This is a genomic window from Novosphingobium sp. PC22D (assembly GCF_002556635.1).
Lineage (GTDB): Bacteria > Pseudomonadota > Alphaproteobacteria > Sphingomonadales > Sphingomonadaceae > Novosphingobium.
The window spans coordinates 107,226-119,347 of record NZ_MWMO01000001.1 but is presented as its reverse complement, the minus strand read 5'-3'; the positions used below and the strand labels follow the sequence as shown (position 1 = coordinate 119,347).

Sequence of the window (12,122 nt, the reverse complement as noted above, 5' to 3'; positions counted from 1 at the left end):
CGCCGCCGGGTCCGGTTCAGGGCGATTCGCTCGGCGGAGACTGTTCCGGCCCTTGTGGCGCGTCTTCCTGCCGCCGGGCATTCGGGATCAGCGCCTCGGGCGGGGGACGGCGCTTGTCGAGCATGGCCGCCGCCTCGTCGAGCGCGCGCGCCTCACCGACCGTGACGCCGCCCGGGCCGGGAGCGTTGTCCGCCTTGCCGCAGGCCGCGAGCGCCATCGTCGCAAACAGAAGCCACGCCATCCTCATGACGCGCATCTCTAGCGCCGGTCTCGACGCGGCGAAAGCGTCAGACGTCGATAACCCGCGTCTCTGGGTGATGCTTGTCGAGATGCTTGCGGATGATTTTCAGGTTCCGGCTGTTCGAGCGGAACACGAAGTCGAACAGATCGCCGGCCAGCGGCACCGCGCCGAGCGCCGTGTCGACGCCGACATTGGTCACCATCCGCGCGAGCTGGAACTTCGACATGCCCAGATTGCGCGCTTCCCAGACGAGATAGAGGCCCAGCGCGGCCGAGACGAGGTCGCCCGCGACCGGCACCAGCCCGAGGATCGCATCGAGCCCGACCGGCATGCGCGTGCCGGGAATCACCGCCGCGCGTTCGAGAATCGCCTCGAGCGCCTCGATGCGTCGCCGGATCGAAGCCGGATCGGTCCCCATCGGAAAGTCGACCGGCATCCGCCGGGTCGTGCCGTGCTCTGCTGCCAAGCCTTTGTCCTCCGCCAAGAAACTCCGTCGCGCGGAGCCGCAGGCTCTATCTGGGGAGCATCGCGAGCGGCATCAAGGGATGCCAGCCCCACGGGTTGGTAGCGAAGCCGTCGACGTCGCCCCGCACCAGCGACCAGCGAATCGGCGGGCCGAAGGGAATGAACACGTTCGCCGCGGTCAGTTCGGCCTCGGCTTCGGCGAGCAGCGCCGTACGATCCGCCTCGTCGGTCGCATCGGCCGCCTCGCCGACCCGCGCATCCGCTTCCTTGCTGCACAAGCCCTGCTTGTTCACGCAGGCGAGACGGTTGAGGAACCAGCTCGCGCGCGGATAGCGCGCGACCGAATCGACGAGCCGCAAGTCGCCGTCCTCCTCGGGACCCGCGCGCTCCGCGGTGATGCCGATCGTCGCGAGATCGCCGGCGATTCCGCGAAACAGGATGTCGGCTCCGGGTCCGTCGGGCAACCAGACCGAGAGGCGCAGGCCGGGCCCGGCCGACGCGTCCGTCGGGGGCTTGCCGGCGGCGGACGCGGCCTCGCCTTCGTCTTCCGTCTCGTCACCGCGCGTCGCGCGCCACAGCGCCACGCGCGCGGCCGCGACACGGCGCCGGTCCTCAAGCGACTGCTCGGGCCAGCGCTCGCCGATCGTGCCGATGTCGCCTTCGAGCCCCGGCGCCACGATCCGTGTCGAAGGCGCCCAGCCGCCGAGCCCGAAAGGCGCGATCAGGGCCGAGCGATCGAGTGCCAGCGCCAGCGCCTCGCGATTGACCGCCTCGGCGAGGAACCCCTCGTCGTTCATAACCTGCAGCCCGAAGAGCCCGGTCACCGGATCGAGCTGGATCGTGCCGCGCAGGATCCCGACCGAACTGGTGCGCGGGAAATCCTCGATCCGGCCGCCGAGCACCAGATCGGCCTCGCCGTCGTTGAAGGCCTTGATCGCCGCATCGCCGGGCAGCGCGCTCATGACCACGGCACGGGTGCGCGTCTCCCAGTCCTCGATCTCCGGCAGGCCGAGCACGGACGGCGCGATCGGGACGAAGATCGCGCGATCGCCCTCCGGCGTCATCGTCATCGGGCCGCCGCTCTCGCCATCGTAGCGCAAGCCGAGCTCGGGCTGCGCGAGCAATTGCAGGAGGTTCGGCATCGGATGCGCGAGGCGGATCTCGATGACCCGTCCCGCGCGCACCACCACTTCCTCGATCGGCGCGACATCAAGGCCGAGCGGAGTGCCGCGCACTTTCTTGAGCGCGGCATCGAAAGCGGTCTTGGCGGATCGCGCGGTGAGTTCCCCGGCGTCACCCAGCCAGTCGCCGTCGCGCAGCCGGAAGATGTAGCTCTGACCGTCATCGGTGACGATCCAGCGGTCGGCAAGCGCGGGCACGACTCGCCCTTGCTCGTCGAAGGAGACGAGGCCCTCGTTCGTCGAGGCCGTGGCGAGACTGCCGGCGGTGGAGAGCCGGGCCCCGGTCTGGAACGGGTCCTCGGGCGACCCGATGACGACGAGATCGAGCTGCGAGGAATCGGTTCGGCCGCAAGCGGCAAGCGTCGCGGCGCACGCCGCGACCAGTGCACCTCGCGCCAGGGAGCGGACTACGGCCATGACCGAGGATCTAGTCGATTTTCGCGCGCGCGGAAAATGGATTTGGACGAACTCGCGTCGGCCGCATCAGATCTTGCGGACGGCAGTGCCTTCGCTGACCGGCGCGCCCGACCGCCGCAGATACGAGGGCCGCTCGTCATCGGCGGCTCGCACCGGTTCGCGCGCCAGCTTGGGGTCGATCTCGTCGCGAAAGGCGATGCCGAAGCGGTTGCTCTGGACCCAGGCGATCGTTCCTTCGACCCAGCCGATATTGCGAATGTTGACCTCGACGACCGCGCCGCGCACGACCCTCGCCTGGCCTTCGCCCATCATCCCGCCGGCCGAAAGGTTGCGCATCTTGATGCGATGTTCGCCCTCGCCCCCGTCGATCCGCAGGTCCGCCATGAGAAACAGGCTGTCGCGAGCGATTTGCCTATTGTCATTTGCGTCCATCAGTCTCGTTCCGGTGTCCTGGCAGTCCTCGAGGAAAAGCGGGCCGAGGCTCAGAATCTCTGGCTCGGCACGGCAAGGTTAGCCGAAAGCTGGCTAACGAAGTCTTAAGGGGCGGCCCCGGGGCGGAGCCCGGTCGCATCAATCGTCGCGGGAGATCTTTTCGCGACGCTCGTGCGCTTCCTGCGCTTCGACCGTCATCGTCGCGATCGGGCGGGCGACGAGCCGGCCGAGGCCGATCGGCTCGCCGGTCACTTCGCAATAGCCGTACTCGCCTTCCTCGATGCGGCGCAGCGCCGAATCGATCTTGGCGATAAGCTTGCGCTGCCGGTCGCGCGTGCGCAGCTCGATGCCCCAGTCGGTCTCGCTCGAGGCACGATCGTTAAGATCGGGCTCGCGGATTGGGCCGTCCTGCAACTGGGCAAGCGTTCCTGCGGAAGCGTCGAGAATCGAACGCTTCCAGGCCATGAGCAGCTTGCGGAAATAATCCAGCTGCGCCTCGCACATGTAGGATTCGTCGTCCGCGGGGAAATAGTCCCCCGCTATCGAGCGCCTCGCCTTGGCGAGCACATCAATTTCGTCAGCTAGGGCCGTGGCCATGCAAAGAACTCCGCACCATAGAGTCCCCGGATCGCAATTCGCCCTGCGGCCCCGGGCGATCCCGGTGGCACCCCTGCGAACCGTGGTTCGCCGCGCCTATAAATCCATGTACTTATTGAAACAAGCCGGATGCGATCAGTTTGCACAAAAAGCTTCGCTTGCGCTTGGCAAACGCCCGTCTCTGCAGAGTCTCGCATTCGTGGTTAACCGGTTGTTAGCCAACGGGAGGCACCATGGTTGCATCGGCCGAGCAACGGGACGCTCGCCGCCGCACAGGGGGTTTGGATTATGGAAGTGATTTCGATCAACCAGGCCGATCGGGAGGCCAATCTCAACAACGAAGACCTGCTCGTGGCGTCCTGCCTCGCGGCCGCGGCCCAGGGCGACGACACCGCCTATTTCGATCTCGGCGTCGCCTATTCGACCGGCAGCCACGGCGTCGACACCGACCTCGTCGAGGCGCACAAGTGGTTCAACCTCGCTGCCGTCGCCGGCCACGACGAGGCAGCGACCTGTCGCGCCGAGATTTCCGACGAGATGACCGCGCGCGAAATCGCCGAGGCCCAGCGCCGCGCGCGCGAATGGCTCTCCGCCTCGACTCGCCGCGCCGCCTGAGGCGCGCGCACTCTACCCATCCTTGCGGAAGGGCGTGCGCGAGCCCAGCCAGAGCTGGTTCTGCGCGATCCCTTCGCGCTCGCGGCGCAGGAAATCGGCGACCGCCTCGCGAAATCCGTCATGCGCGATGTAATGTGCCGAAACGGTCCGCGCCGGCTCGTATCCCCGCGCCAGCTTGTGGCCGCCCTGCGCCCCGGCCTCGACGCGTTCGAGTCCCAGCGCGATCGCCGCGTCGATCGCCTGATAGTAGCACAGCTCGAAGTGCAGGAAGGGCTTGTCGACCACGGCGCCCCAGTAGCGGCCGTATAGCGCCGAGCCACCGATGAAATTGAGCGCCCCGGCGATCGGTTCGCCCTCGTCGAACGCGAGGATGAGCAGGATCTTCTCGGCCATGCGTTCGCCCAGCAGAGTGAACGCCTCGCGCGTGAGGTAGGGCTGACCCCATTTGCGCATCCCGGTGTCCTGATAGAACCGCCAGAACGCGTCCCAGTGCTTTGGGCGAATCTCGTCCCCGCGCAGCGCACGGATCTCGACCCCCTCCTGCGCCTTTGCCCGCTCCTTGCGGATATCCTTGCGCTTGCGCGACGAGAGCGCGGCCAGGAAAGCGTCGAAGTCCGCATAGCCGCGATTCTCCCAGTGGAACTGGATGTCGTCGCGAAGCAGCCAGCCGGCCTGTTCGAAAGCGGGCACCTGCGCGGGCTCGATGAAGGTCGCGTGTGCCGAGGACAGGCCGCTCTGGTCACAGATCGATTCGGCGGCGCGCAGCAGCGGCAGCACCAGCGCTTCGTCGCGCGTCAGGATGCGCGGTCCCGTCGCCGGCGTGAACGGCACCGAAATCTGCAGCTTGGGGTAATAGTCGCCCCCGGCGCGCATCCAGGCATCGGCCCAGGCGTGGTCGAAGACATATTCGCCCTGGCTGTGCTCCTTGACGTAGGCGGGAAGCGCACCGGCGAGCGTGCCGTCCTCCGCCTCGATCAGCACCGGCGCCGGAATCCAGCCGCTGCGTCCGCCGACGCTTCGCGAATCCTCGAGCGCGGTGAGGAATGCGTGGCTGACGAACGGGTTGTCTCCGTCGCTGAGTGCGTCCCAGTCCGCGGCTGCGACGTCGCCGACGCCGTTCGCGACGCGCGCAACGAATTCCCCTCCGCTCACGCCGCCGCCCCGCCGAACCCGTCGCCCTCGGCGATGGCGGCATCGGCATGGGCCCGGGCGCGCTCGAGATGCTGCGGGGTGCGGACGGTCCAGGTCAGTACGCATAGCCCGCGCCGCCGCTGCGCCGCGGCGAAGCGGCTGGGCAGGTCGCGGATATCGTAGGCGAGAAAATCGGGCCGTCCGTGCCACAGCGCGAACTGGCGGCGCAGATGGCCCGGCAGCGCCTTGTCCTCGTCCTCGGTGACCACCAGCCCGCGCACCGTGTGCGGCGAATGGCGGTAGAACCAGCGCGCCACGCGCGGGTCGAAGCTCATCACCGCATGCGGACCGGTATAGCCCTCGAGCACGCGCCGCACCGAAAGGCACAGCGCCGCGATCCTTTCCTCACGGCTCGCCTTGAGTTCGATCAGAATCGGTGTCCGCCCGCCGATCAGAGTCAGGACCTCGCGCAAGGAGGGAATCGTCTCGCCGCTCCCGGAGAACCGGATCGCGCCGAGCGCCTTCGAATCGCGCGCCGCGACGAGTCCGGTCTCGTCGGTAAGGCGTGCTAGGTCGGCGTCGTGGAACACCATCGCCCGCCCGTCCGACGCGCGCCGCACGTCGCACTCGATGCCGTAGCCCCGCGCGAGCGCGTCCTCGAAAGCGCCGAGCGAATTCTCCACGCGACCCGCGCCGTGAAGCCCGCGGTGCGCGTAGTCCTGGCCGGCCATCCAAGCAACCTTGTGCGGATCGGGGGCCGGCGCGACCCAGCGATCAAGCAGGCTTAAGGGAAACAATCGCATCGACCTCCACCGCGGCGCCGAGCGGCAGCGCCGCCACCCCCACCGCGCTGCGGGCATGGCGGCCCGCGTCGCCGAAAACCGCGAGCATCAGTTCCGAAGCGCCGTTGATGACCTTGGGCTGATCGGTGAACGCGGCGGTCGAGTTCACGAAGCCGCCGAGCTTGACCACCTGCTCGATGCGGTCGAGCGAACCGAGCGCGGCCTTGAGCTGCGCCAGGATCATCACGCCGCAGGCCTGCGCCGCGACCAGACCCTGGTCGAGCGACACGTCCTCGCCGAGCCGCCCGGTGACGAGTTCGCCCTCGACGAACGGCAACTGGCCCGAAACGTGCGCCAGGCCGCCGGCGACCATGACCGGCACATAGGCGGCCACCGGCGCGGCGGGTTCGGGCAGGACCAGACCCAGGTCCGCCAGTCTCGCATCGATCGTGCTCATTTCTCTTCCTGTTCCTTGTCGTCGTCTCGGTTCAATCGCCCGATCAGCCACGGGAGCGCGTCGCTCCAGTCGTCGATCCGGGCATGGGCGTGGCCCGCCTCGTGCGCGCAGGCGATGTGCGGAGCCAGCAGCGGTTCGGCGCACAAGTGCAGGCGGTCGACGTGCGGCGCCGCTTCGGACACCGAATCGTGATGCTGCGCCAGATCGTCGATGAACACCGCGCGGCTGGGCCGGTATTCGTCGAGAATCGCCTTGAGCGCCGGACCCTTGGGCCCCTGGTTCGTGTAGACGCGCAGGTCGATGCCGTGATCGCGCAACTGGCGCGTGCGCGCCTCCTGACGAAAGTCCATGAGATTGGTCAGAACCACGATGTCGGCATGATCGCCAAGCGCCGCGATCGCCTCGACCGCGCCGGTGACCGGCGTTTGGCGGTGCATCTGCCCGTCGAAGAAGGTGTTGAGCAGGCGCCAGATGTCTTCGGGCGCGACCGGCTCGCCGCTTTCGGCATAGCGCATCGCCTGCACGAATTCGCCGTTGCCCATGGTGAAGGTGACGCCTTCTTCCTCGCCCAGCCAATCGCGGAAGTGCGAGACCATGTAGAGCAGGACCTCGTCGCAATCGGTGATCACCAGCGGGCGGCTCATGATGCCAGCGCTCCGCGCGCGCGGACCAGCTCCGCCGGATCGCGGCCCATCGCCTCGGCCGCCGCGACCAGATCGGGCTCGTGCGCGCAGAGGAACTCGAGCACCGCCGCGAGCGTCGCCGGCTCGCCGAGCGAAGCGCGCAGCGAATCGGGCGTGAGCCCGGTCAGCCCGAGGAAACGCTCGGACCTCGGGACGTCGCCGAGCACCCAGACCAGCGCGTCGAGCGCCAGGGCCTGAGGGTCGAGGGCGGGGGATGGCTCTCGCTTGAGAATTGTCAGCCTCTTGCATCTGCCATAGGACGGGCAGGACCCAAAGATGGTGTCCGGAAACCGAATGGCAAAGCGAATCCTCGTTGTCGAGGACAACGAACTCAACAGGCGCCTGTTCTGCGACGTGCTCAAGAGCCAGGGCTACGCGGTCGAACCCGTGGCCGACGGGCTCGAGGCGCTCGATCGCGCGCGCACCTTCGTACCCAACCTCATCATCATGGACATCCAGCTACCCAACGTCTCGGGTCTCGACCTGATCGAGGCGGCCAAGCGCGACAGCGCGCTGCGCTCGATCCCCGTGCTCGCGGTCACCGCCTATGCCGGCAAGGGCGACGAGGAACGCATCCGCGACGCGGGTGCGGACAACTACCTCGCCAAGCCGGTTTCGATCGGTCCCTTCATGGCGGCCGTCAAGGGCCTGATCGAGCCCGCGGCTTGACTTGCCGCCGCTACGCCGCTTTTGCGCCCCAATTCCCGGCCACAGAGCCGACATGCAGATTCCGGAGCCAATGACCATGGACCGCGCCGCCACCTCGGCCCGTATCGCCGGCCTGATCGAGCCCTTCAACAAGAAGGGCGTCGAGATCATCGACGAGACCCGCTTCACCGACGATCTCGAGTTCGACAGTCTCACCGTGATGGACTTCGTCGCCGCGATCGAGGACGAGTTCGACATCATCATCAGCATGAACCAGCAGGCCGAGATCGAAACCTACGGCCAGCTCGTCGACGCCGTCATCAAGCTCAAGGGCTGACGCAACCGCAATGACACAAGCCGTGAACCAGCCCGACCAGCCGCCGCAGCGCGAAGGCGGCGAGCCCGACCTCTTCTCGAAGTTCGACGATCTCATCGCGATGCGCGCCGGCCTTCTCGCCTCGGGCGTCGAGGACCCGTTCGGGCTCGTGATGGAGCGCGTGCTCTCGCCCACCGTGGCGGTATGCAACGGGCGCGAGACGATCCTGCTGGGCACCTACAACTACATGGGCATGACCTTCGACCCCGACGTGATCGAGGCGGGCAAGCTGGCGCTCAACGATTTCGGCTCGGGCACGACCGGAAGCCGCGTGCTCAACGGCACTTACGCCGGACACAAGGCGGTCGAGGAAGCACTATGCGACTTCTACGGCACGCGCCACGCGATGGTGTTCTCGACCGGCTATCAGGCGAACCTCGGCATCATCTCGACGATCGCCGCGAAGGGCGACTACATCGTCCTCGACATCGACAGTCACGCCTCGATCTGGGACGGCTGCCGCATGGGCGACGCCGAGGTCGTGCCGTTCAAGCACAACGACCTCGAGGCGATGGAGAAACGCCTGCGGCGCATCCCGGAAGGGGCGGGCAAGCTGGTCGTGCTCGAGGGCGTCTACTCGATGCTCGGCGACATCGCCCCGCTCAAGGAGATGATCGCTGTCGCCAGGAAATACGGCGCGATGGTGCTCGTCGACGAGGCGCACTCGATGGGCTTCATCGGCGAGAACGGCCGCGGCGTCGCCGAGGACCAGGGCTGCCTCGACGACGTCGATTTCGTGATCGGCACCTTCTCGAAGTCGGTCGGCACGGTCGGCGGCTTCTGCGTCTCGAACCACCCGAAGTTCGAGATCCTGCGCCTCGTCTGCCGTCCCTACGTCTTCACCGCCAGCCTGCCGCCAAGCGTGGTGGCGACCGCCGCCACATCGATCCGCAAGCTGATGCACGCGGGCAACAAGCGCGCGCATCTCCGGGAAAATTCGCGCCGCCTGCATGGCGAGCTGAAAGCCGCGGGCTTCCAGCTCGGTACCGAAGAGCCGCAAAGCGCGATCATCTCGGTGATCATGCCCGATCTCGAAAGGGGCGCGGCGATGTGGGAAGCGCTGCTCCACGAAGGGCTCTACGTGAACCTTGCAAGGCCGCCGGCGACGCCCGCGAACATGACCTTGCTGCGCTGCTCGCTTTGCGCCGAGCACACCGGCGAGCAGGTCGGTCAGATCGTCGGGATGTTCAAGAACGCGGGCAAGGCCACCGGGATCATCTGAAGGGCCACCCGGCCGCGCAACGAAGTCACATCGTGCTTGTGGCATTGATCACGACGAAGTCCTCGCGCGCCTGACATAGAGGCGCCATCGCGCACGCCAAAGTGGCGGCGCATGTGAGGACCCCGAAGAAATGACCACCCTGGCTTCCTGCTTCCCTGTAAAGACGCGCGACCTGCACAGCCACCATTTCGACTCGACGATCTGGGACGACTTCAAGTTCCGGCCCGACGACGTCATCATCGCGACTTACGCCAAGTCCGGCACGACCTGGACGCAGCAGATCGTCGGCCAGCTCCTGCATGGCCCCGACCCGCGGCTTCGCACCGCCGATCTCTCGCCATGGGTCGACCTCAGAGTGCCGCCCAAGCACATCAAGCTACCCGAGATCGAAGCCCAGCAAGGCCGGCGCTTCCTAAAGACGCACCTGCCGGTCGACGCGCTGCGCTTCTCGCGCGAGGCGCGCTACATCTACATCGGCCGCGATGGCCGCGACGTCGTGTGGAGCCTGCATAACCACCACGCCAACGCCAATGCGCTTTTCTACGAGGCGCTGAACGACACCCCCGGTCGCGTCGGCCCGCCGATCGAGCCGCCCCCCGCTGACGTGCGGCGCTACTTTCTCGACTGGTTCGAGCGCGACGGCTTCCCGTTCTGGTCGTTCTGGGAGAACATTCGCAGCTGGTGGGCAATCCGGGAACTGCCCCATGTCAAGCTGATCCACTTCGCTGACCTCAAGCGCGACCTGGCGGGCACCATGCGCGAGATCGCCCATTTCCTCGACGCCGACGTCGATCCCGCCGACTGGCCCGAAATCGAAAAGCTCTGCAGCTTCGAGTGGATGAAAGCCAACGCCGAGACCGCCGCGCCGCTCGGCGGCGCGTTCTGGGAGGGCGGAGCGGCCACCTTCATCAACAAGGGCACCAACGGCCGCTGGCAGTCGGTCCTCACCGATCAGGACTGCGCCGCCTTCGAAGCGCGCGCCATTGCCGAACTCGGCGAGGAATGCGCGGCCTGGATGATGCGGCGCTGACCCCGCATGCGGCGCGTCAGTGGATCGAGATGACCCCGTCCACGGCGCGCCACTCGCTGGGCCCGATCAGGCGCTGGTGCGCGACGCGGACCGAGTGCAGCGGCCCGTGAATCTCGCGAGTCCAGTAGTCGAGAAAGTCCTTGAGCACGGGAAAGCGCGGCGCGACGTCGTATTGCTGGAAAGCGAAGAGCTGCAGGAGCTTGGGATGGTCTGGCAGATGGTAGTGGATCTCGACGGTCGAGAGCCCGTAGCCCTCGAGTTGCTTGAGGAAATCCTGACTAGCTTCGGTCTGACCGCCCATAGCCCTCCTTGGCACCGCGCTGTTTGTTGCAGTGCAGCGATCCAAAGATGCCATATCACGGGTTACTGTCAAGTGACCGTAATCCCCGGGAGATTCCGGAGCGCGGGCAGCAAGAGCCTACCGGGGACGGCGCGGAACGGGCGGCCGGTGATAGCTCACGTCATTGCGGTCGCGCGTGGCCTGGCTGGGCTCGTCCTCGGTGTAATGCGGCGGCATCTGCGCCGCCGGGCCGAATGTCGCGAGTTCGTATTGCGCATCGATCACGCAGACCCGGTTGGCGATGCGCCATTCGGCGCCGCGCTTCCGGAAGTGATCGACGTAGCGGCCGTTCGACATGAGGTGCGGCCCCTGCGCCGCCTTGCCGAGAAACACGAAATAGGTCTCGCAATAGGCATCCTCGCCCTGCAGGTCGCAGGTGTGGTTCATCAGACCGTGCGAAGTCGTCTCGAAGGCAAGCGTGGTGCCGTCGGCCCAGGCGATGAAATCGTCGGGCGTGCCGACGAAGGCGCCATGATCCTCGATCGCATCGTCCCAGTAGCACGAGCGCACCAGCGGATTGTCGAGCCGGTCGAGCCCGCGCGCATAGCGCTGCATCACTTGCCAGATCGCATCGCGATCAAGCAGTTCGGCGAGCCTTGCTTCCATCGCGGCGTCCATCGGCATCAGTCCTTGAGGAAATCGATCAGCATCGGCGCAAGCAGCGGCCAGCGTTCGAAACGGCCCCGGCGATTGGCGGTATCGACCGGGAAGGTCGAAACGTAGTTCCATTCCTGGTCGTCCCAGGGCGGCTCGACGAAAGTGGAATTGGGCAGCAGTTCGTTGACCCATTCGGACGTGCGGCGGGTATGCGCCATGTCCCACTTGCCCGAACGGAAGACGAGGATCGGCATCGTCAGCTTCGCGAAATCCGCAGGAGCCATGCCCGGCACGGGTGTCTCGTCCGAATAGGCGAAAGCCTTGCCCCAGGCCTGCATCGTCTCGATGTATTGCTCCGGGTCCTGCGCCAGCAGGATGTCGCGGATCCTGGGATTGCGCGCGGTCTGGTCGGCCCAGCTCGGCAGCGCCGCCACAGCCTCCATCCCGCCCTTCGAGGCCGCCGCGATCTGGTCGCCGCAATAGAACCAGGCGAGCCCGGCAAGGCCGACCGGCCCGCCGCTGATCCACCAGATCGCCATCCGGCGCACGTTCTCCGGTATCCGCGCGGCGGCCATCAGAGTGATGCGCGAGCCGGCCGAGCCGCCGACGAGCGTGACGTCCTCGAGCCCCAGCGCCTCGACAAGTCCGACCAGCGCCTCGCAATTCATCACCGATTCGCTTGGCGCGGTGAAGGCGATGTCGGACGCGCCGCAACCGGGACGGTCCCACAGCAGCACGCGGAAACCCGCCTCGGCGAGCTTCTCGCCCAGCTCGGGGACGCCCGCCGTGTCGCGCGGATAGCGACCGCCCGGCGTCAGCACCAGCGGCGGGGCGCCTTCATCGCCCAGGAACTCGTAGTCGAGCGTCAGCCCTCCGACATCGATCTTCGCCAATTGTCTCTCCCGATC

At 67.1% G+C, this 12,122-nt stretch carries 18 protein-coding genes; 5 read left to right on the top strand and 13 right to left on the bottom strand.

Annotated elements, in window-relative coordinates:
- Positions 1-16: 16 nt before the first annotated feature.
- The 5 genes from B2G71_RS00590 to dksA all read right to left on the bottom strand — a co-directional run bounded on the left by B2G71_RS00590 (position 17) and on the right by dksA (position 3,333).
- On the bottom strand, positions 17-247 hold the full coding sequence (locus B2G71_RS00590) for a hypothetical protein (RefSeq protein WP_168176199.1): 231 nt from the start codon (positions 245-247) through the stop codon (positions 17-19).
- Between the two features lie 40 nt (positions 248-287).
- A complete protein-coding gene (locus tag B2G71_RS00585) occupies positions 288-677 on the bottom strand; it encodes a DUF4112 domain-containing protein (protein ID WP_098103828.1) in 390 nt (129 codons plus the stop codon).
- A gap of 76 nt (positions 678-753) precedes the next feature.
- Positions 754-2,304: an ABC transporter substrate-binding protein gene (locus tag B2G71_RS00580; RefSeq protein WP_098103827.1), complete on the bottom strand. Its 1,551-nt coding sequence runs from the start codon at positions 2,302-2,304 to the stop codon at positions 754-756.
- 66 nt (positions 2,305-2,370) lie between these two features.
- On the bottom strand, positions 2,371-2,736 hold the full coding sequence (locus tag B2G71_RS00575; protein WP_098103826.1) for a PilZ domain-containing protein: 366 nt from the start codon (positions 2,734-2,736) through the stop codon (positions 2,371-2,373).
- Between the two features lie 138 nt (positions 2,737-2,874).
- Positions 2,875-3,333, bottom strand: a complete 459-nt coding sequence (gene dksA / locus B2G71_RS00570) for an RNA polymerase-binding protein DksA (protein ID WP_098103825.1) — start codon at positions 3,331-3,333, stop codon at positions 2,875-2,877.
- 288 nt (positions 3,334-3,621) lie between these two features.
- On the opposite strand from dksA, the gene B2G71_RS00565 reads away from it, so the two are divergent.
- On the top strand, positions 3,622-3,948 hold the full coding sequence (locus tag B2G71_RS00565) for a sel1 repeat family protein (RefSeq protein ID WP_098103824.1): 327 nt from the start codon (positions 3,622-3,624) through the stop codon (positions 3,946-3,948).
- A gap of 12 nt (positions 3,949-3,960) precedes the next feature.
- Here B2G71_RS00565 and B2G71_RS00560 read toward each other — a convergent pair whose 3' ends face one another.
- Genes B2G71_RS00560 through B2G71_RS00540 form a run of 5 tightly spaced genes read right to left on the bottom strand, consistent with a single transcriptional unit; the run spans position 3,961 to position 7,192 of the window.
- Complete coding sequence (locus tag B2G71_RS00560) at positions 3,961-5,100, bottom strand: GNAT family N-acetyltransferase (RefSeq protein ID WP_240529938.1); 1,140 nt, start codon at positions 5,098-5,100, stop codon at positions 3,961-3,963.
- Positions 5,097-5,810 (bottom strand): glycerophosphodiester phosphodiesterase family protein, encoded by a 714-nt coding sequence (locus B2G71_RS00555; protein WP_240529937.1) that lies wholly within the window; start codon positions 5,808-5,810, stop codon positions 5,097-5,099. Before B2G71_RS00555 ends, B2G71_RS00560 begins: the two co-directional genes overlap by 4 nt.
- Before the next feature lie 43 nt (positions 5,811-5,853).
- The gene (locus tag B2G71_RS00550; RefSeq protein ID WP_098103821.1) at positions 5,854-6,318 is read right to left on the bottom strand and encodes a RidA family protein; all 465 of its coding nucleotides are present in this window, start codon (positions 6,316-6,318) and stop codon (positions 5,854-5,856) included.
- Complete coding sequence (locus B2G71_RS00545) at positions 6,315-6,962, bottom strand: hypothetical protein (RefSeq protein WP_098103820.1); 648 nt, start codon at positions 6,960-6,962, stop codon at positions 6,315-6,317. Before B2G71_RS00545 ends, B2G71_RS00550 begins: the two co-directional genes overlap by 4 nt.
- A complete protein-coding gene (locus B2G71_RS00540) occupies positions 6,959-7,192 on the bottom strand; it encodes a DUF3572 family protein (RefSeq protein ID WP_098104376.1) in 234 nt (77 codons plus the stop codon). Before B2G71_RS00540 ends, B2G71_RS00545 begins: the two co-directional genes overlap by 4 nt.
- 103 nt (positions 7,193-7,295) lie before the next feature.
- Here B2G71_RS00540 and B2G71_RS00535 point away from each other — a divergent pair, with 103 nt between their 5' ends.
- The 4 genes from B2G71_RS00535 (at position 7,296) to B2G71_RS00520 (ending at position 10,277) form a co-directional block, all read left to right on the top strand.
- Positions 7,296-7,670, top strand: a complete 375-nt coding sequence (locus tag B2G71_RS00535; protein ID WP_098104375.1) for a response regulator — start codon at positions 7,296-7,298, stop codon at positions 7,668-7,670.
- 76 nt (positions 7,671-7,746) lie between these two features.
- Positions 7,747-7,986 carry an acyl carrier protein gene (locus tag B2G71_RS00530; protein WP_098104374.1) on the top strand — a complete coding sequence of 80 codons (240 nt, stop codon included), beginning with the start codon at positions 7,747-7,749 and terminating at the stop codon, positions 7,984-7,986.
- A 10-nt stretch (positions 7,987-7,996) separates the two neighbouring features.
- Complete coding sequence (locus tag B2G71_RS00525; protein ID WP_098103819.1) at positions 7,997-9,247, top strand: aminotransferase class I/II-fold pyridoxal phosphate-dependent enzyme; 1,251 nt, start codon at positions 7,997-7,999, stop codon at positions 9,245-9,247.
- Positions 9,248-9,377: 130 nt separating this feature from the next.
- Complete coding sequence (locus tag B2G71_RS00520) at positions 9,378-10,277, top strand: sulfotransferase domain-containing protein (protein WP_098103818.1); 900 nt, start codon at positions 9,378-9,380, stop codon at positions 10,275-10,277.
- Positions 10,278-10,293: 16 nt separating this feature from the next.
- Here the strand turns inward: B2G71_RS00520 and B2G71_RS00515 are convergent, their stop codons facing one another.
- The 3 genes from B2G71_RS00515 to B2G71_RS00505 form a co-directional block, all read right to left on the bottom strand.
- On the bottom strand, positions 10,294-10,578 hold the full coding sequence (locus B2G71_RS00515) for an usg protein (RefSeq protein ID WP_098103817.1): 285 nt from the start codon (positions 10,576-10,578) through the stop codon (positions 10,294-10,296).
- A gap of 117 nt (positions 10,579-10,695) precedes the next feature.
- Positions 10,696-11,235, bottom strand: coding sequence for a nuclear transport factor 2 family protein (locus tag B2G71_RS00510; protein WP_168176205.1), 540 nt, complete (start codon positions 11,233-11,235; stop codon positions 10,696-10,698).
- A 5-nt stretch (positions 11,236-11,240) separates the two neighbouring features.
- Positions 11,241-12,107, bottom strand: coding sequence for an alpha/beta hydrolase (locus B2G71_RS00505; protein ID WP_240529935.1), 867 nt, complete (start codon positions 12,105-12,107; stop codon positions 11,241-11,243).
- Positions 12,108-12,122 lie beyond the last annotated feature (15 nt).